General features: G+C 60.7%; 17 protein-coding genes and 1 tRNA gene. 9 read left to right on the plus strand and 9 right to left on the minus strand.

What is annotated here, in order from left to right:
* Window positions 1-3 precede the first annotated feature (3 nt).
* The gene (locus V5N13_RS14860) at window positions 4-819 is read right to left on the minus strand and encodes a carbon-nitrogen hydrolase family protein (protein WP_336361386.1); all 816 of its coding nucleotides are present in this window, start codon (window positions 817-819) and stop codon (window positions 4-6) included.
* A 91-nt stretch (window positions 820-910) separates the two neighbouring features.
* Between V5N13_RS14860 and V5N13_RS14865 the strand changes: the two genes are divergently transcribed.
* Both V5N13_RS14865 and V5N13_RS14870 read left to right on the plus strand, forming a co-directional pair.
* The gene (locus tag V5N13_RS14865) at window positions 911-2,164 is read left to right on the plus strand and encodes an MFS transporter (RefSeq protein ID WP_336361387.1); all 1,254 of its coding nucleotides are present in this window, start codon (window positions 911-913) and stop codon (window positions 2,162-2,164) included.
* A 51-nt stretch (window positions 2,165-2,215) separates the two neighbouring features.
* Window positions 2,216-2,776 (plus strand): thioredoxin family protein, encoded by a 561-nt coding sequence (locus V5N13_RS14870; protein WP_336361388.1) that lies wholly within the window; start codon window positions 2,216-2,218, stop codon window positions 2,774-2,776.
* A 6-nt stretch (window positions 2,777-2,782) separates the two neighbouring features.
* Here the strand turns inward: V5N13_RS14870 and V5N13_RS14875 are convergent, their stop codons facing one another.
* The 7 genes from V5N13_RS14875 to V5N13_RS14905 form a co-directional block, all read right to left on the minus strand.
* Complete coding sequence (locus V5N13_RS14875) at window positions 2,783-4,342, minus strand: uracil-xanthine permease family protein (RefSeq protein WP_336361389.1); 1,560 nt, start codon at window positions 4,340-4,342, stop codon at window positions 2,783-2,785.
* 103 nt (window positions 4,343-4,445) lie between these two features.
* Entirely contained in the window at window positions 4,446-5,714 is a 1,269-nt protein-coding gene (locus tag V5N13_RS14880) for a tripartite tricarboxylate transporter permease (RefSeq protein WP_336361390.1), read from the minus strand.
* A gap of 121 nt (window positions 5,715-5,835) precedes the next feature.
* Complete coding sequence (gene rpl12p, locus V5N13_RS14885) at window positions 5,836-6,171, minus strand: 50S ribosomal protein P1 (RefSeq protein WP_332898716.1); 336 nt, start codon at window positions 6,169-6,171, stop codon at window positions 5,836-5,838.
* Between the two features lie 6 nt (window positions 6,172-6,177).
* Window positions 6,178-7,215, minus strand: coding sequence for a 50S ribosomal protein L10 (locus V5N13_RS14890; RefSeq protein WP_336361391.1), 1,038 nt, complete (start codon window positions 7,213-7,215; stop codon window positions 6,178-6,180).
* Window positions 7,215-7,850 carry a 50S ribosomal protein L1 gene (locus tag V5N13_RS14895; RefSeq protein WP_332898718.1) on the minus strand — a complete coding sequence of 212 codons (636 nt, stop codon included), beginning with the start codon at window positions 7,848-7,850 and terminating at the stop codon, window positions 7,215-7,217. Before V5N13_RS14895 ends, V5N13_RS14890 begins: the two co-directional genes overlap by 1 nt.
* A gap of 133 nt (window positions 7,851-7,983) precedes the next feature.
* Entirely contained in the window at window positions 7,984-8,460 is a 477-nt protein-coding gene (locus V5N13_RS14900) for a 50S ribosomal protein L11 (RefSeq protein ID WP_332898719.1), read from the minus strand.
* Between the two features lie 54 nt (window positions 8,461-8,514).
* Window positions 8,515-8,718, minus strand: a complete 204-nt coding sequence (locus V5N13_RS14905; protein ID WP_336361392.1) for a VNG_1110C family protein — start codon at window positions 8,716-8,718, stop codon at window positions 8,515-8,517.
* Between the two features lie 142 nt (window positions 8,719-8,860).
* On the opposite strand from V5N13_RS14905, the gene V5N13_RS14910 reads away from it, so the two are divergent.
* The 5 genes from V5N13_RS14910 to artA all read left to right on the plus strand — a co-directional run bounded on the left by V5N13_RS14910 (window position 8,861) and on the right by artA (window position 15,405).
* On the plus strand, window positions 8,861-9,970 hold the full coding sequence (locus V5N13_RS14910; RefSeq protein WP_336361393.1) for an OBG GTPase family GTP-binding protein: 1,110 nt from the start codon (window positions 8,861-8,863) through the stop codon (window positions 9,968-9,970).
* A complete protein-coding gene (locus tag V5N13_RS14915) occupies window positions 9,971-10,435 on the plus strand; it encodes a TIGR04206 family protein (RefSeq protein WP_336361394.1) in 465 nt (154 codons plus the stop codon).
* A 42-nt stretch (window positions 10,436-10,477) separates the two neighbouring features.
* Window positions 10,478-11,233: a VOC family protein gene (locus V5N13_RS14920; RefSeq protein WP_336361395.1), complete on the plus strand. Its 756-nt coding sequence runs from the start codon at window positions 10,478-10,480 to the stop codon at window positions 11,231-11,233.
* A gap of 522 nt (window positions 11,234-11,755) precedes the next feature.
* On the plus strand, window positions 11,756-14,272 hold the full coding sequence (locus tag V5N13_RS14925; protein ID WP_442905083.1) for a DUF7282 domain-containing protein: 2,517 nt from the start codon (window positions 11,756-11,758) through the stop codon (window positions 14,270-14,272).
* A gap of 164 nt (window positions 14,273-14,436) precedes the next feature.
* On the plus strand, window positions 14,437-15,405 hold the full coding sequence (gene artA / locus V5N13_RS14930) for an archaeosortase A (RefSeq protein WP_332898725.1): 969 nt from the start codon (window positions 14,437-14,439) through the stop codon (window positions 15,403-15,405).
* Between the two features lie 5 nt (window positions 15,406-15,410).
* Here the strand turns inward: artA and dph5 are convergent, their stop codons facing one another.
* Window positions 15,411-16,193, minus strand: coding sequence for a diphthine synthase (gene dph5, locus V5N13_RS14935; protein ID WP_336361397.1), 783 nt, complete (start codon window positions 16,191-16,193; stop codon window positions 15,411-15,413).
* A gap of 107 nt (window positions 16,194-16,300) precedes the next feature.
* Here dph5 and V5N13_RS14940 point away from each other — a divergent pair, with 107 nt between their 5' ends.
* Complete coding sequence (locus tag V5N13_RS14940; protein WP_336361398.1) at window positions 16,301-17,275, plus strand: class I SAM-dependent methyltransferase; 975 nt, start codon at window positions 16,301-16,303, stop codon at window positions 17,273-17,275.
* 74 nt (window positions 17,276-17,349) lie between these two features.
* Window positions 17,350-17,422: transfer RNA gene (locus V5N13_RS14945), tRNA-Thr, on the plus strand.
* Window position 17,423 lies beyond the last annotated feature (1 nt).

Consider the following 17,423-nt stretch of genomic DNA (forward strand, 5'->3'; position numbering starts at 1 on the left):
GGGTTAGAAATACACGTCGTCGCGCTTGTGTTGAAGCGACGGGAGGTCACGGCGCACTTCTTGGAGATAGTCTAAGTCAATCGGTGCGGTAATCAGTTCCTCCCGGTCGCTCGCCTGTCTGGTGACGTTCCCCCACGGGTCGATGACCATCGTCTTGCCGTAGGTGTGAGCTGAATCCTTCTTGTCGCCAATCTGGCCGGGTGCAACGACATAACACTGGCTCTCGATGGCACGCGCACGGAGGAGTGGCTCCCAGTGGTCTTTGCCAGTGAACAGCGTGAACGCCGCGGGGACGAAGATGACTTCTGCACCCTTGCGCACGAGGGTGCTGTAGAGTTCGGGGAAGCGCAGGTCGTAGCAGATAGAGAGGCCGAAGTTCGCAAGCGAAGTTTCCGCGACGACGGCCTCGTCACCGGGTGCGACGCGCTCTGATTCCTCGTAGGTCACGCCGCCGGGAACGTCGATGTCGAACAGGTGGGCCTTGCGGTAGGTCGCCGCCACCTCGCCGTCGGGGTTGATGAGCGCGGTGGTGTTGTAGACCCGGCCGTCCGGGGCGGGTTCGAACATGCTCCCTGCGTGGATGTACATCCCGTAGTCTTCTGCGCGCGCGGCGAGGCGGTCGGTGGTCGGCCCGGGAACCTCCTCTGCGACCTCGGGGTAGGCGTCTTTCGACCCGATGTACGGGAACATCTCGGGGAACGCGACGATGTCTGCGTCCTTGCTCGCGGCCTCGTCGACGAACGAGAGTGCGCGCTCTACGTTGTCCTGTTTGTCGTCTGTCGAGTCGAGTTGACAGGCAGCGACGGTGAACTGGCTCATACCCGACGTTTCGCGCCAAAACCCAAAATCGTTCGCCCCGTTGTCGCAGTCGGGAGGGCTAAGCCGAACGAGCGACGAGGTAGAATAAGTCGTGTCCACCGGAACTGCCCTCTCAGACAGCCGCGAATCTGCGCTCGTCGTCTCTCTCATCGGCGGGTCGCACTTCGTGAACCATATGTACCTGATGTTGCTGCCGCCCGCGTTCGCGCTTCTCGGCCCGGCGTTTTCCGTCTCGACCGCCCAGCTCGGCCTCGCCGTGGGCGTCCTCGGCGGTGTGGTGACGCTGTTCCAACTGCCGTTTGGCTACGTTTCCGACACCTACAGCCGGACGCTCGTTCTCGCCATCTCGCTCGGCTTCGGTGCGGTGGGGGCCGCCCTCGCCGCCGCCGCCCAGAGCTACGAGTGGCTATTGCTCTCGATGGTCGTCCTCGGTATCGGCGTCGCGGGTCACCACCCGGCGCACTACCCAATACTCGCTGCTGCCACCGACGAGTCAAGACGCGGACGCGCTTACAGCGTCCACGGCTTTACCGGCGTGCTCGGGCTGGCCGCGCCGTTCGCGCTCGTCCCGCTCGTACTCAGCCTCGGTGGCGGGTGGCGCGAAGCCTTCCTCGCAATCGCCGCGTTCGGTGGCCTCTACGCCGTGGTCTGTCTCGGCACGTTCTGGCGGTACGTCAGCCGCGACGTGACCCACCCACCCGAGACGAAAACCAGTGGCTCGACGCCGAACTTCACGAACGAACTTCGGACGCTCCTCACGACGCCGCTCATTCTCTTGCTCACGATTCTCTGGTTCGTGAACTCCCTCGCGGCGTGGGGCATCCGCACGTATTCACAGACCCTGCTTTCGTCGGGCTACGGGTTTGCGAGCGCCGACGCCAGCCTCGCCTCCTCTGCGATGCTCGCGATTGGCGCGGGCTTCATCTTACTCGGCGGCTGGCTCTCAGACCGTGCGCTCGCAGAGTACGTCCTCTATGCGGGGTACGGCGCGCTCACGTTGCTCGCCGCCGTGCTCGCCTCCTCGATGGTGCCCGTCTTGCTGGCGCTCGGGTTCGTCCTGCTCCTCGAAAGTACCATCGACGTGAGCCGGCCCGCCCGCGCGAAACTCACCGACCGCGCCTCGGCGCGCAAAGACGTGGGCAAGAACTTCGCGCTCATGACCATCGGCATCTCCGCGGGTGGCGCGATTGGCCCGCCCGTGTTCGGCTACGTCATCGACATCGCAGGAGTGGACGTGGCGTTTTATCTCATCGCCGGACTTGCCGCGCTCGCCGTGGGGCTGACGGCCGCGGTACGGGCGGCGAGCAGTCAGGCCACCTCTGGAGCGGCTGCGGCCGCAGAGTAAGACCGGCCCACTGGCAGAACACACTTTTCCCCTGAGTCCCTTTGCGTAGCCATGGTACTGCTCGAATCCGAAGAGGAACTCGACGTTGGCGACGAGGCACCCGACTTCTCGTTGCCGGGAACCGACGGCGAGACCTACACGCTCGACTCGTTTGCCGACAACGACGCCCTGCTTGTGGTGTTCACGTGCAACCACTGTCCGTACGCGAAGGCGAAATTCGAGATGCTGAACGACCTCGCCGCGGACTACGACGACGTGGCGGTAGTCGGCATCAGCCCGAACGACGCAGCCGAGTATCCAGAAGACTCCTTCGAGAAGATGCAGGAACTCGTCGAAAACGGCACCATCCAGTACGACGCCTACCTCTACGACGAGTCCCAAGACGTGGCCCGCGCCTACGGTGCGGTCTGTACGCCAGACCCGTTCTTGTTCCGCAAAGAAGACGGCGCGTTCGAACTCGCATGGCACGGCCGCCTCGACGACGCGCTCTCGCCCGACGACGAGCCAACCCAACACGACATGCGCGAGGCCATCGAGTCCGTGCTCGCGGGCGAAGCCGTAGACAAAGGGTTCCTCCCGTCGCGGGGTTGCTCGATTAAGTGGAAAAACTAACTGTTCTTAATCCGCGCTTTCTGGCGATCCGCTCGCGCCATCGTTGCTCCGGCGTTCGAAGAACGTCTGGAAGTCCTCGTCGTCTTCGGCAATCGCTTGCCAGACGGTGAGACCGCGTTCGTCGTCCGAACCGGGGATGGTGTTGTCGAGAACGACGGCGACGAGGCCGCCGACTGCCATGCCCGTGCCACCGATGACGAACAGGGTGTCCGCGACGAGTTTCGTGCCGAGCACAACGCCGAGAAGCGGGACGCCTTCGAGGCCCATGCGGAGCATCTCCGGGCCGGCGATGTTCGGGTCGACCGCCGCGACGTTGTTCATGTAGGCCGGAATCGCAAGCCCGGCGAACATAGCCGTCCCGAGGACGAAGATGTTGCGCGAGGAGTCTAAGTCGACGTACTTGAGATTCGAGAGCCCAACGGCCACGATTTGGCCGAACATGGCGATGAACAGGCCGCCGATGATTGGGCTTGGGATGGTGGCGATAAGCTGGCCGAAGTAGCCGATAAAGCCAATCAGGAGCATGATGGCCGCGCCGACTTGGACGACGTAGCGGGAGGCGACCCCGGTGAGCCCGATTGCGCCGATGTTCTCTGAGTAGGAGGTTGAACCGCCCGCGCCCATGATGCCCGCGAACACGTTCATCAGGCCCTCCATGCCGATGCCGTGGTTGATGCGTTTCTCGCTGGGCGCACCAACGCCCGAAAGGCGGGCAACGGCGTGATAATCACCGAACGATTCGACAATTGAAGCGACGACCCCTGCGAACATCCCGACGATGAACGAGGTTTCGATGACCGGCATCCCGAACTGGAGCGGATAGATTGGGAGCAGTGCCGGGGCGCTCGTCACTGTCGAAAAGTCCACGTATCCGGGCGTTCCGGGCGCGTAGACGCCGGTAACCGACAGCACGGCGGCCACGACGTAGGCGACGACAATCGCGAGCAAGACGGGGAACAGCTTGAACACCTTGTTACTCTCTTTCAGGTACTGGCTGAACAACACGATGAGGAACAGCGTGAGCCCGAGCAGCCACCAGTTCTGGGTCGCGCTCGTGACCTGTGGAACCGAGAACAGCGAGAGACCGATGAGCGCAATCGTCGGGGCAACGACGACCGGCGAGAGAAACTGTCGGAGTTTGCCGACGACCCCAAAGTAGCCAATGGCGACCTCAGCGAGCGCGGCGACGATAATCGCGCCTTGGAGGTGGACAATCATCACTTCCCACCCGGGGTTGCCGGGGAAGCTGCCGACGACGCCGATGATGGCGAGCGCCGGAGCGAGCATCGAAAACGGCGCACCTTGGACGATTGGATACCGATTTCCGAACGTCGTCTGGGCGAGTGTCGCAATCCCTGAGACCACGAAAAACGTGCCGACGAGCCGCGCGGTGGCGTCTGCGGGCATTCCCATCGCCCCGGCGAGAATGAGCGGCACCGCGATGTTCGCACCGACCATCGTGAGGTAGTGTTGAAGACCGAGCAAGGCAGATTCGCCAAGCGGTGGTTTCTCCTCGATTCCGTATTCGACGAAACCTGCCTCAGAAGGGGGTTCGTTATCTGCCATCAGTGCACTCCTGTCCGTGTCCAACCATTTCGTGCATCTAACCACCATCCTGTAGGGGATTGTCATAAACACATCGAAACCACAACACTGCGGTGCTCTCTGCCTACCAACAGACGAGGAGATTTGCACACACGTCGCGGAGTACGAGCGGGCCGAGGAGCACACCCATGAGATGGACTCTGCGCGTCCCAACGCGAACCGGAACCAGCCCGAGTACGGTTGCTACTACGAGCACACAGACGCCGAACAGCCCAGCAAACGCCCACGCGAGGGCGATGAGCAGGGAGAGAACGACGAGCGAGAGTAGCGTGTAGTCCAGTCGGCCAACGGTTTCGAGATACCAGTCGCCAAGGCGAGGAACGAGAACGAATCCGACCGCGGCGGCAATCGTAATCCCCGAAAGAAGCACGGGCAGATTGAGCGGTACGCCCGCATCGTCAAGCGCGACGAGCACACCAGTTCGCGGCGTGCCGAGCGAGACGAGTGCGAAGAGCGCGAAAATCGTGTTTGCCGTGTTCACGCCGCTCGTTGCGACGATGAACCCGCGCGTCCGCTCTGCATCGGGGAGCACGGGAACCACTGCGGTCGCGGCAATCGCACTCGACACACCGGGAAGATAGCCGACGATTGCACCCGAGAGCGTCCCCGCAAGCGCAGTCCCACACACCAACGTTTTCGACGAGGTGACGACGGCTGTCGCCTGCTCGGGGACGCCTGCGCCGTCCATCGCAGTGAGGAGGACGGGTGCGCCGAACAGTCCTGCGAACAGCGGCATGAGTAGGTCGCCAGTCGGAAACAACCCGCGTGCGGGCAGGTCCAGTGTTGCCACTCCGAGGGCGCTACTCGCAGTGAGAATCACCACCGCCCACAGTTTACGTCTGGGTGTCGGCTCACCGACGACGAGCGCGAGGCCGATTGTACCGAGGACGACCCAGAGGTGGGCGTCGATAATGGGGTACCCCCACGTCATCGCTCTCGTCACTGGAAGCGCGCGCGGGAGGGCGAAAAAGACCGCGAGGCCGCTGCCGAGCGCGGAGAGTCGGAGCGCTTCGCGTCCCTGTCCTGCAAGGACGAGCCGGTGGCCGGGAAGCGCACCGGGGGCAAACGCCGGGTCGGGCACGCCGAGGGAGAGTGCGGGAACCACGTCGAGGAAAGTGTGGACGACACCCGCCGCGAGCATGGAAACGCCAACGAGTGCGGGCGGCCCGGGGACGTGTGGCGCGCCTGCCGCGAGCAAGAGCGCGAAGTTGTTCGCGTGAAGGCCGGGGATGAGGCCACTCACCGTCCCAAGGAGGATGCCACCTGCGACGAACCCGAGGGTCGTGAGGGTGGTTTCAGAGGCGAACTGGACACTGACGCCTGCGAGGGCCATTCAGCACGGACTGGTTCCGGGTTTGTGTATAAACTCGAGGAACTGCCTTTCGGTGACTGCAAAGTGATGTGACTCAGAACCCAGCGTCCGATAAAAAATGTAGGTTGGTGTGGCGTGACGTTTAGCCGAAGAGGGAGCCGAGACCTTCGCCGCTGGCCTCTTCGTCCTCTTCTTCTTCGTCGTCGTCGCCCTCGTCGGCTGCTGCAGCGTCGTCGTCGCTGTCGTCGTCGGAGTCGTCGCCACCCTCTGCAGGTGCGGCGGCGCCACCGGCGGCAGGGACTGCGGCTGCCTGCTCGATTGCGTCTTCGATGTCGACGTCCTCGAGTGCGGCGACGAGCGCCTTCACGCGGGACTCTTCGACGTCAACGCCTGCGGCGTCGAGCACTGCGGTGAGGTTTTCTTCGTTGATCTCTGCGTCCGTCTCGTTCAGGATGAGCGCTGCGTAGATGTATTCCATTGTAGCTTATCCGAATAGGTTGCCGAGACCCTCACCAGCGTCCTCGTCTTCGTCTTCGTCGTTTTCGTCCGCGGCGTCGGTCTCAGCGGCTTGGTCATCAGTCGATTCTTCTTCTTCAGCTTCAGCCGACTGCGCGGGAGCTGCGGCTTCGATGCCGCGAAGCTCCTCGGGCAGGGCCTCCTCGTCGTCGATCAGGGCCGCGAGCGCGCGCATCTGCGCGTCGGCGCGGCTGACAAGATCGGGTGCGAGGTCCGGGCTGGCGATGGCGGCCTGCAGGCCCACGCTCTTTGCCTCGCCGGTTGCTTTGGCAATGAGTGCGGGTGCCGTCTGGGCCGTTGGGTAGACCGCGTTGATCGAGAGGTTCCGGGCCTGGGCCACGGCACGCTCGATGTCGCTGCGGTACTCGTCCACATCGATGGCGAGTTCCTCTGGGGCGAACAGCACGCCTTCGGAGTACACACTGCGCAGGTCGAGACCGACCTCTTTCGGCTCGATGCCGAGTTCTGCGAGGACGGACGAGAGCTGCTGGGTGACTTCTTCGCCTTCTTCGAGAACCTTCGAGTCCTCTAAGACGTGGATGGAGCCATCCTGGATGCGGGCGTTTGCGCCAACTTGCTGGAGTTCACCCACGAACGGGCCGGGGTCTGCGCCGGTGTCACCCGCTGGGATGACGATGTCGTTGGGTGCAACTTCGCCAGCGTTGATTGGGGCTGGCGTCTTCGAGTCTTCGAGCTTCTTGAAGAGACCGAACGGGTTGTCGTTGGTGCCGATGAGGCCGACCTGCCCGTCTACGTGCGCTACGAGTTGCTCTAACCCGTCGTTGATCTGTTCCAGCGCACGCGTCATCAGCGTGTTGCGGCTGACGCGGAGTTGTGCGCTTCCGTGGAGTTCGCGGCGCATGGCCTGCAGTTGCTTCGATGGGATACCGGAGATGCGGACGACGCCGACACTCTGGTATTCTTCGAAGATGTCGACGAGTGCGTCGACTTCCTCGCGCTTCCACTCGGGAATGACCTCTGTTTTGCGCTCGGCTTCTGCAGACATTATGCCACCCTCACACTCGGGCCCATCGTCGTCTTGACGTAGACGCTGTCGATGTTGAGCGGCCCTTTTTCCAGGTTTGCTTCCAGACGCCGGAGGATAACGTCGACGTTCTCGCCGATATCCTCAGGAGACATGTCTTCTGCACCCACGCGGGTGTGGAAGGTCCGCCGGTCGCGGCTCCGGAGCTGGACGGTGTTTTTCATACGATTCACTACCTCGACAACGTCGTCGTCGGGCTGGAGTGGTGTTGGCATCTTACCGCGTGGACCGAGAACGGTACCAAGGTGCCGACCGATGTCCTGCATCTTCGAGACTTCTGCAACGAAGAAGTCGGTCTCGTCTGCTAAGTCCTTGGCTGCGTTCGTGTCATCTCCGAGGTCTTCGATGTCGTCTTTACCCATGACGGTCGCGACATCTTCTGCTCGGAGTGCGGTTTCACCATCGGCGAAGACCACAATCTGGGTCTCCTGACCGGTCCCCGCTGGGAGGACGACACTCTCATCAACACGTTTCGACGGCTCGTTTAAGTCGAGGTCGCGCAGGTTAATCGCGAGGTCGACCGTTTCGCGGAACTTCCGCTCAGGTGCCTCGTCGAGTGCGCGAGAGACTGCTTGCACTATATCATATTCTGCCATCATTCACCTCCGTAGTACGCTTTCGTAGCTTCTACGGGATGAAACAGGCTGCGTGCCTGCCTCACCCGATTTCACGCCTAAGACGAACTTAAAAGCGTCGAACGGCGCGTGGCCGTGAGAACAGTTGTGTAGGTTATTCGACGAGGATGTCGTCGTATTTGCCCGAGTCGACGCGCTGTTTGAACGTGCGAGCGTCCTCACCGTCGATGGTGACGCCGAGGGAGGCACACGTCCCACCGACTTCCTTCGCCGCGTTCTTCACGTCGTACGAGAGGAGGTCGGTCTGTTTCTGCTTCGCGATTTTCTTGACCTGTTCGACCGTGATGTCAGCGACGAAGTCCGCCTGTGGGCGGCCGCTGCCGGTCTCGAAGCCGACCTCGTCTTTGATGAGGGCGGCCGTTGGTGGTACACCGACGTCGATGTCGAACGAGCCATCGTCGTCGTACGTGATAGTGACGGGCACTTCCATGCCGTCGAACGCTGCGGTCAGGTCGTTAATCTCGGAAACAACAGCCTGCACGTCAACAGGGGTGGGGCCGAGCTCGGGACCGAGCGGTGGGCCAGGGTTGGCCTTACCGCCGGGTACGAGTGCTTCGATAGTTCCAGCCATATCCGACACAACCGCTCGGTTGGTTTTAAGAATTGTCTTTTGGCGACAGCGCCCTTAGCGCACTGGGATGCCGTGGCGTGCGAGATAGTCGCTCGCGGCTTTGATGTCGATTGGACTGCCGATGAGTCGAACCGAGTCTGACGGCTCCTCGGTTGCCGTCAGCATGAACTCGGCGTCGAGTGCGTCCCGCACTGTCGCGTACACGTCTGCGGGAAGCACGATTTGGGTGCTGTCGCGGAAGCGTTCGGCATCGGACATCAGGTACGTAGGGCCACACGACACCCCTGCAAAAGCATGTCGGAATCGCCCGTTTGTGGTCGTGATTCCGGGACGAACGCGACGCAGAATCTATCGGCGCAATGGAAAGGGTTTTTCGACGGGCGACGCGGATACTGAAGTAATGGGGCTCGAAGAGGAGATTGAATCCATCCGCGAGGAGATAACCAGCACGCCCTACAACAAGTCCACAGAGGCGCACATTGGACGGTTGAAGGCGAAGCTCGCGGAGAAAAAAGAGAAGTTGGAGTCGCAAGCCTCCGCGGGCGGTGGCGATGGGTATGCCGTCGAGAAGCACGGCGACGCGACCGTCGCGCTCGTTGGCTTCCCGAGCGTTGGCAAATCCACGCTCCTCAACGCCCTCACCAACGCAGAAAGTGAGGTGGGAGCCTACGAGTTCACGACCATCAACGTCCATCCCGGGATGTTGCAGTACAACGGTGCGAACATCCAACTGATGGACGTTCCGGGACTCATCGAAGGCGCAGCGGGCGGCCGTGGAGGGGGCCGAGAAGTGCTCTCTGTCGTCCGAACCGCAGACCTCGTCATCTTCATGCTCTCGGTGTTCGAAATCGAGCGCTACTCGCGCCTGCGCGAGGAACTGTATAATAACAAAGTCCGAATCGATACCGGTCCTCCATCCATCAAAATCACCAAGAAAGGGAAAGGAGGAATCAACATCACGTCGAGTGTCGACCTCGACCTTTCAGAAGAGGTCATCAAAGAGATTCTCCGGGAGAAAGGCTACGTGAACGCTGACGTGGTCATCCGCGAGAACATCACGGTCGACCGCCTCATCGACGGCCTGATGAAAAATCGTGTCTACCTCCCGTCGATGGTCATCGCCAACAAGGCAGACCTCATCGACCACGACTACTTAGAAAACGTCCACGACGACCTCCGCGAAGAGGGCCTCGACCCTGAAGACGTGGTGTTCATCAGTGCCGAGGAAGAGAAGGGCCTCGACGTGCTCAAAGAGACGATCTGGCAGAAACTCGGGCTCATCCGCGTCTACATGGACAAACCCGGTCGCGGGACGGACTTCGAGGAACCGCTCATCATCAAGCGCGGCGAGACCATCGAAGACGCCTGTAAGAAACTCGGGGCGAATCTACTCGACCGATTCCGCTTCGCACGCGTGACGGGCCCGAGCGCGAAACACGATGCCCAACAAGTCGGTCTCGACCACGTCCTCGAAGACGAGGACATTCTCCGCATCATCGCCCGCAAATAGATGGTCGAATCCGAGGCATTTTCGACTCGCACCGCAGCCGGTCGCCTTCTCACACTGCTGGTCGTTGGCTTGCTGCCGTGGACAATCATCCTCGTAAACGGCCAGTTCACGTTCGTCTTCTCGTTTGGCCTCGTGAACACCAACCCATTCCATCTCACGAATCTCTATGACTACGTGACGCGATTCACATTTGGCCTGCCGCGCTCACTCCAAGCGTGGCCCGCGAGTACGCTCCTCTATGTGGGCGCGCTCGTGAGTGCGGCAACCGGATTCATCGGCCACGAAGACGAACGACTCACCGGCGGGCTGCTCGTGTTCGCCGGTGGCGCGCAGTTTTATCTCACGGTTGGCCTCATCGCCTCACTCGGCACCCGCGTGTTCCCGCTCGGGATGATTGCCCTCTGGACGGTTGCGTGGTGGGGCTATGGCCCTGCACTCAAACGGATTTTCCGGTACGACGAGTAGGTGGCCGGTGTGCTTTTTGGTCGCCAGACCGCATCCTGCACCATGGACGGAACCCTCGACCACGTGATGATGCGCGTCGAAGATTTAGACGAGTCGCTCGACTGGTACCAAACCCACTTCGACTACGAGGAGAAGGGTCGCTGGGAGGCAGACACCTTCACCAACGTCTACCTCGGCCCCGAGGACATGCACGAAGACGGCGCGACCATCGAACTCACCTACAACCACGACGACCGCACCTACGAGTTCGGTGACGCGTGGGGCCACATCGCCGTGCGCGTTGAGGATGTGTACGACGCCTACGACGAACTCATGGCCGCCGGTGTCGAGGACTACCGCGACCCGGACTCCTGTGGCGGCTCGTACGCCTTCGTCAAAGACCCCGATGGCCACGAAATCGAACTCGTCGAGCGCGACCACGGCGCGCGCTGGTCGCTCGACCACACGATGCTCCGCGTCGAAGACATCGAGAAGGCCATTGGCTGGTACACGCACAAACTCGATTACGAACTGTTCCGGCGCTCTGAGCACGACAGCTTCGCGCTCTACTTCATGAAACCACGTGGGGCAGCAGCCGAAGAAATGTCCATCGAACTCACCTACAACTACGACGGGCGTTCCTACGAGTTCGGCGACGCGTGGGGGCACGTCGCGGTTCGAACCAGTGATTTAGAATCGTACTGGGAGACGCTCGTGACGCGCGACGTAGAGGAGTACCGCGACCCAGAGAGCTGTGACTACCGGTATGCGTTCACCCACGCGGCAGGCGGTCACGAAGTCGAGATTCTGAACCCGTAGTTCCCGTGCAATCGCTGAGACAGTCCGAATGAACTTATTTTTCAGAACGTCAGCGTTCGGGACGAAGTAGTCGCATGTCCCTGAGTGTTTTGAAAATCGACAATCCATTGCCAACTAGCATCTTGATTGCGCCCGCCCTCGCGCGTAATTATACGCACTCAGAATGTGTTGTTTAGCCAATGGAATCAGATTGTGTGACTAACTTGGCGTATTGTCTGACTTTCGTCAGACGCAGATGAGTGCGTCCTGAAAACCCCCGTCTGACGGGCGACTCGTTGGATGATACGAGTTATCACAATTCGCAGAGTACCACAAAGCATTTATAATGAGAGGCTATCTTTTGCACTGTACCCCTACCCATGGTGACAGTACGGAGTAACGCTCGCCGGACCCGGGCTCTCTCGGGTTATGCGACTCCCAAACTCGGCCGACGCGAAAGTGCTGTTGCCGGTGTGTACAACACATAAATAAACCATGACAGACACAAACACAAAGATTCGGAGTTTGTTCCTGGCGGGACTTATGGTCCTGTCCGTGTTCGCCGGTAGTGTAGCCTTCGCGGGCTCCGCGGCCGCAGTGAACCAGGACGACGCCGATGAAACTCTTGAGTCTTCCAATACGTATTGGCAGGGCCAAGAGTTATTCGTAAGTGGTAGCGACTTAGGACTCTCTGAGGATACAACCCTCCAGATTCGTAGAGTTGATTCGGACAGTGAAGTTGCCGGTCTCGTCACCGAGTTCACGCTCGATGAAGACCAGGCTGCTCTCATTGATACCGACAACCTCGACGGTGAGTACGTCATCACCAGCGACAGTAACACTGTCCACGAAGTCGACTCGAACGGTCAGCTTCAGGCTGGTGTCACCGGTAGTGACACCGCTAATGTTGACGCCGCATCGTGGGAAGTTGCAGTTCAGACCCTGACGACGGAAACTGACGAGGACGACACGGAAGTCCTCCAAGAAAGCACGGCTCAGATCGACGTCACGTCCAACCGTGGCTCGTTCCAGCTTGACGTCACGGCAGAGGGCCTCGACAGCGAAGACCTCGAAGAAATCTTCAACCAGGGCGACAACACGTTCGTCTCCGAGAACGAAGATGACGATGAAGTCACGCTCCAGGTCTCTGGCGACGACGAAATCTTCGCAAACTTCTCCGAGTTCGACACCGTTGGTGACTACACGTTCGACTTCGAAGTCAACGACACCACGGCATCCGACTCTGCATCCGTTACTGTCAACGAACTTGACACTGACATCTCCTTCGCTCAGTCGGTAACGACTGAGGAAGTTGGTGACAACGCAGAGATCACCATCAACATGGAAGACTCCACCGAGGCGTGGGTCTTCATCGGTGGCGAAGACGTGAACTACCTCGAGAGCGTCCACGTCGTCGACGACGACGAAGACGGCGAAGTTGTTCTCGAGATGAACACGTTCCTCGCGGGTCAGGGCGCAGGTGCCTCTGACGACGCATACGATGTTGCTGGGGATGACGTGCTCGGTGACGAAGGTGTCACCCGGTACGACTCCAGCGACTTCGACGACATCGAAATCGACTCCAGCCTCAGCAACCGGCTCGCAGCTGGTGACTACGACCTCCGTGTTGCCTCCTCCGGCGACATCGACGCAGACGGCGATGTCGAGGACGAGAAGGACGTCGGTACGCTCGCACTCCGCGAACGTTCCACCGACGGTATCCAGACGTGGGTTGCACCAGACGGTGCAGCAAACTCTGACGACCTCGAAGACCTCCTCGGTGAGGTCAGCGAGAGCAACACCGTCGTGAAGGGCGACCGCCTGGTTGTCCAGGTCGAAGCATCCGGTCTCTACGGCTACGTTGAGGACGAAGACCTCAGCACGCTCGCAGGCCAGGGTCTCCAGCTCAAATTCGAGCAGACCAACCCTGACGCGAACCAGGAAGAAGTCATCATCGACCAGGACGACCTCGCGACCCTCAGTCCATCCGAAGGTCAGCTCTACACTGACGAAGACAACAACACGTTCTTCGTCGTGATTGACACTGGCGCCATCGACGCGATGGAAGACGGCCAAGAACACGAAGTCTCCTTCAGCGTTGTTGGTGAAGACAGCGAAATCTCCGACGATGAACTCGGCGGCGAGTTCAACCCATACGTCGATGACGAAGAAGAGCAGACCGTCACGACGGATCTCTCCATCGAAGACGCTGAAGCAGAATTCGACAACCTTCAGGACGGCGACCTCGTTGTTCCGAAGAGCTCCTCAGCAGCGGTCACGGGTACGAGCAACCTCGCACCTGGCACCGAGCTGACGGTCCGTCTCCGCTCTTCGAACAGTAACTCGCCATTCCTGAAATCCGACACCGTCGAAGTTCAGACGGACGGCACCTTCTCGGCTGAGTTCGACATGTCTGATGTCGCAGCCGGCGCCGAATTCGACGCCTCCATCCGCAAGGGTGGCACGGAACTCGAATCCGTCGACGGCGTTGTCGGCGAAGGCGCATCCGCAGAAGTTACGTTCGACGACCAGGAAACCGACGGCTCGTCCGTTGTTGTCTCCTCGGTCACGCTCTCCGAGGGCGGCTTCGTGACGATTCACGACGCAACGCTCCTCGACGGCGACGCAGCCGGTAGCGTTGTCGGCACCTCCGAGTACCTCGACGCAGGTACGCACGAGGATGTTGAGGTTTCCCTTGACTCCACCCTCGAAGAGGACCAGGAGCTCATCGCGATGCCTCACATGGACTCGAACGGCAACGAAGAGTACGACTTCGTCACGTCCGAAGGCGCTGACGACGGTCCGTACACTGGTGAAGACGGTAACGCAGTGACTGACTCCGCTCAGATCACGATCGGCACCGGTGGCACCACGACGACTGGTACGGCAACGACCACGACGTCCGGTACCACCACGACCGCCGCAACCACCAGCACCACGACTGACAGCACGACGTCCGAGCCAACGACCACTGAAGAAGAAGGTCCAGGCTTCGGCGCTCTTGCAGCAGTCATCGCGCTCATTGCAGCCGCACTCCTCGCAGTGCGCCGCAGCAACTAAGCGTAACACCGGGATTCACTCCCGTTTCTAACTTTCACATTTCTTTCGCGCTCACGTCACTGAGCGACAGCTCTCTACTGCGTTGTGTAGGTGCAAATGGCGGGCACAAACACGGCCAAGGACAAAGCATTTAGTTCAGATTCGCTTACTCAGCATACCTGAAAATGCTCGGAGAGCTACTGGCGACGCTGGCGTGGTTGACGCAGTTTTCTGACCCCCTAGCGTGGCTGGTCATCGGCACCTTTTCTGCGGGCGCACTCATCGAACTGCGCGACCGCGACCTCGCCCGTCCGGTCACGGTCGTCGCGTGGGTACTGTTTGCTGCCTTCTGGCTCTCGCTCGTCTATCACTTCGCCTTCGTTGCAAAGAGTATCATCGAGGGCGTTGGAAGTGCAGCGGCAGTCCCGCTAAGCCTCTACGTCGCCTACCTCATCTGGAACGGCAGAGATTCGCTGTTTGTCCTGACGCGAGCAGTGGCGCTGATGGGCGTTGTGTTCATGCCGTTCGAGGCGATCATCCCACTCCAGAAGGTGCTCATCGAACTGGTAGCGAGCCAAACGGAGTTCCTCATGCAACTGCTCGGCGTGGATCCGACCGTGGTTTCGGGAGCCGAGTTCGGTCATCACGACTTTCGGTCAACGTTTTACTTCACTGCAGAGAACGACCCGAACCACGCGCTCACGTACACCATCCTCATCGCGTGTACGGGAATCGGGAGCATGGCCATCTTCGTCGGATTGATTGGCGCCGTCCGCGCCCCGCTTCGCAACAAACTTCGGGCGCTTGCCGTGTCGCTGCCGGTGATTTACGGGCTGAATCTCATCAGAAACATCTTCATCGGGCTTGGATTTGGTCTGCAGAAGTTCCACATCGCGCCCGACCTCGTAATGTCAGTGTTCGCTCTCGACGACCCCTACAGAGTGTCCTACATCATCGCAGACCGCATCATCAGCCAGAGCCTTGCGGTCGTCGCCCTCGTGTTCATCACGTGGTTCGTCGTCCGCGAGTTACCGGGCGTGCTCGTCATCATCGAAGACCTGCTCTTTCTCGTCACGGGTACTGAGTACGACCTCCAAAACGCGTTCGATATGGACGCACCGATGCGCGCTGACGGTGACGGCCGAGCGCGGTAAGTGGATTAGTTCGGACTCAGTTCGTCGACAGCATCCCGAGGTGCGCCAGCCAGCTCAGCGAGCGCCTCGCCTTCCATGTGGTGGAGGTCGCCGGGAATGACGAGTAAGTGGAGTGGGTCGCCGAAATCTCGCGTAGCGAGTGCGCCAAGCCGGTCTGCGGCGACGATGGGTTCTGGGCTGCCCGCCCGAGCGACCACGACGGCGAGCATGTCTGCATCCCAATCTTCAGCTAAGAGCGAAGCGGCCACGTCCGCGGTCATGTAATCGCCGCGCTCGGCTTTAATGTCGAGGTAACAGAGGGTGTGATGGCCGCGTTCGCGGTTGGCTTCGATGGTGTCGATGACGCTCTGAGGGACACCCATTGACTCGGTGTAGGGAAACGGCAGCGTGGTCGCCTTCCCGAAGCGGTAGTTCTGAAGGCCAGTGAGCGAACTGGCCGCGGCTTCTGCGGTCGTTCCGTGGATGATGCGGGTTTCGATGCCGCGTTCTGCCGCCCGAAGTCGGAGGTCTACGTGCGTCGTCGAGATCATGGTGTCACCGGCGGTGAGGAAGGCGACCGATTCGGTTTCTGCGGCGTCCAAGATGGGCTCTGGGTGTTGTTCGACGCCTTCGCGGTCGCGCACCTCGATGGTGATGTCGTGGTACTCCTCTACAGCTTCGATGGTCGTGCCGACGAGTTTGCTGGTGTAGAACTCTGCAAAGACGCGGTCGGTCTCGCGGAGGGCTTCCTGCCCTTCGACGGTGATAGAGCGTTCGTCGTAGAGGCCGAGGCCGATGAACGTGAGCATACGCCCTCTCAGCCACGCGCCGAGTTAAGCGAACCGCACTCGTGCTGGCCGACCGGCCCACGACGACCGAAGACCTTACGCCTGCTCCCGGGTGAAGACGAATATCCATGGAGGTTACGTGCGTCCGGGTGCCGGTGACCGAGGGTGAGAAGACCCGACAGCAACTCGCCGGACAGGGTGTGATAGACGACGAGTACGAGATTACGGTCGCAGACGGCGTGCTCTACATTCCCGTCACCGAAGCCGTCTCCGGGTACGAAGTCGTCACCCGCGACGCCCCGACGCGCGACACGCTCACGATGCCAGCGGACATCCTCGGCTTCGAGCCTGCCTACGAGCGCATCGGCCAGATTGCCATCATCGACGAAGACGATGACGCCCGCGCACAGGAGATTGCAGACGCAATCGCGCAGTCGGATTTACCGCTCGATACGGTGATAAACCGCGCCTCGAAGGTGCAAGGCGAGTTGCGAGTGCGCGACTGGGATATCCTCGTCGGAGACAGCACAGAAACCGTCCACCGCGAGTACGGCTGTGATTTTCGCTTAGACCTCGCAACGGTGTATTTCTCGCCGCGACTCGCAACCGAACGCCACCGCGTGACTGAGCAGGCGACCGCGGACGAGCAGGTGTTCGACATGTTCGCAGGTGTTGGCCCGTTCGCGATTCCGTTCGCAAAGCGCGGGGCCACTGTCATCGGAACCGACCTGAACGAAGTCGCGGTGCAGTACATGGAAGAAAACGCCCGCCGGAACGACGTGGCAGACCGCGTGACCGCCATCCACGGCGACGTCCGCGAGGTGGCGACCGAGTACACCGGGTGGGCAGACCGAATCGTGATGAACCTTCCCCACACTGCGAACGAATTTCTCGAGACGGCTGTGGCCCTCGCGGGTGACGAGTGCGTGCTCCACTACTACGATTTCCAGTCTGAGGACGACCCCTACAGCCCCGGCGAAGCCGCCATTCGTGCAGCCGCTGAGCCTGCCTACAACGTGACGGTCGAAACCCGCCACACCGTCCGGTCGTACGCCCCCCACGAGGTGAACGTCTGCCTCGACGTTCGCCTGACGAAGGCGTGAGAACGGTGCGCTCGGGCAGTCCGATTCGCAACCCTTATTGCGGTTATCCGTCCACATTAAGATGCATAGAGCGCGCCAAAGTAGCTCAGCTGGCAGAGCGAATCCTTCGTAAGGATTAGGTCGAGGGTTCAAATCCCTCCTTTGGCTT

The organism is Haladaptatus sp. ZSTT2, assembly GCF_037081775.1.
Classification (GTDB): Archaea; Halobacteriota; Halobacteria; order Halobacteriales; family Halococcaceae; genus QDMS2.

Bases quoted from the DNA above. Each gene is read 5' to 3' on its own strand.
- V5N13_RS14895 (WP_332898718.1), bottom strand. From the start codon at position 7,850: ATGGCAGAATATGATATAGTGCAAGCAGTCTCTCGCGCACTCGACGAG.
- V5N13_RS14940 (WP_336361398.1), top strand. From the start codon at position 16,301: ATGGAGGTTACGTGCGTCCGGGTGCCGGTGACCGAGGGTGAGAAGACC.
- artA (WP_332898725.1), top strand. From the start codon at position 14,437: ATGCTCGGAGAGCTACTGGCGACGCTGGCGTGGTTGACGCAGTTTTCT.
- V5N13_RS14905 (WP_336361392.1), bottom strand. From the start codon at position 8,718: ATGTCCGATGCCGAACGCTTCCGCGACAGCACCCAAATCGTGCTTCCC.
- dph5 (WP_336361397.1), bottom strand. From the start codon at position 16,193: ATGCTCACGTTCATCGGCCTCGGCCTCTACGACGAACGCTCTATCACC.
- rpl12p (WP_332898716.1), bottom strand. From the start codon at position 6,171: ATGGAATACATCTACGCAGCGCTCATCCTGAACGAGACGGACGCAGAG.
- V5N13_RS14915 (WP_336361394.1), top strand. From the start codon at position 9,971: ATGGTCGAATCCGAGGCATTTTCGACTCGCACCGCAGCCGGTCGCCTT.
- V5N13_RS14920 (WP_336361395.1), top strand. From the start codon at position 10,478: ATGGACGGAACCCTCGACCACGTGATGATGCGCGTCGAAGATTTAGAC.
- V5N13_RS14890 (WP_336361391.1), bottom strand. From the start codon at position 7,215: ATGTCTGCAGAAGCCGAGCGCAAAACAGAGGTCATTCCCGAGTGGAAG.
- V5N13_RS14870 (WP_336361388.1), top strand. From the start codon at position 2,216: ATGGTACTGCTCGAATCCGAAGAGGAACTCGACGTTGGCGACGAGGCA.
- V5N13_RS14925 (WP_442905083.1), top strand. From the start codon at position 11,756: ATGGTCCTGTCCGTGTTCGCCGGTAGTGTAGCCTTCGCGGGCTCCGCG.
- V5N13_RS14860 (WP_336361386.1), bottom strand. From the start codon at position 819: ATGAGCCAGTTCACCGTCGCTGCCTGTCAACTCGACTCGACAGACGAC.
- V5N13_RS14900 (WP_332898719.1), bottom strand. From the start codon at position 8,460: ATGGCTGGAACTATCGAAGCACTCGTACCCGGCGGTAAGGCCAACCCT.
- V5N13_RS14910 (WP_336361393.1), top strand. From the start codon at position 8,861: ATGGGGCTCGAAGAGGAGATTGAATCCATCCGCGAGGAGATAACCAGC.
- V5N13_RS14880 (WP_336361390.1), bottom strand. From the start codon at position 5,714: ATGGCCCTCGCAGGCGTCAGTGTCCAGTTCGCCTCTGAAACCACCCTC.
- V5N13_RS14875 (WP_336361389.1), bottom strand. From the start codon at position 4,342: ATGGCAGATAACGAACCCCCTTCTGAGGCAGGTTTCGTCGAATACGGA.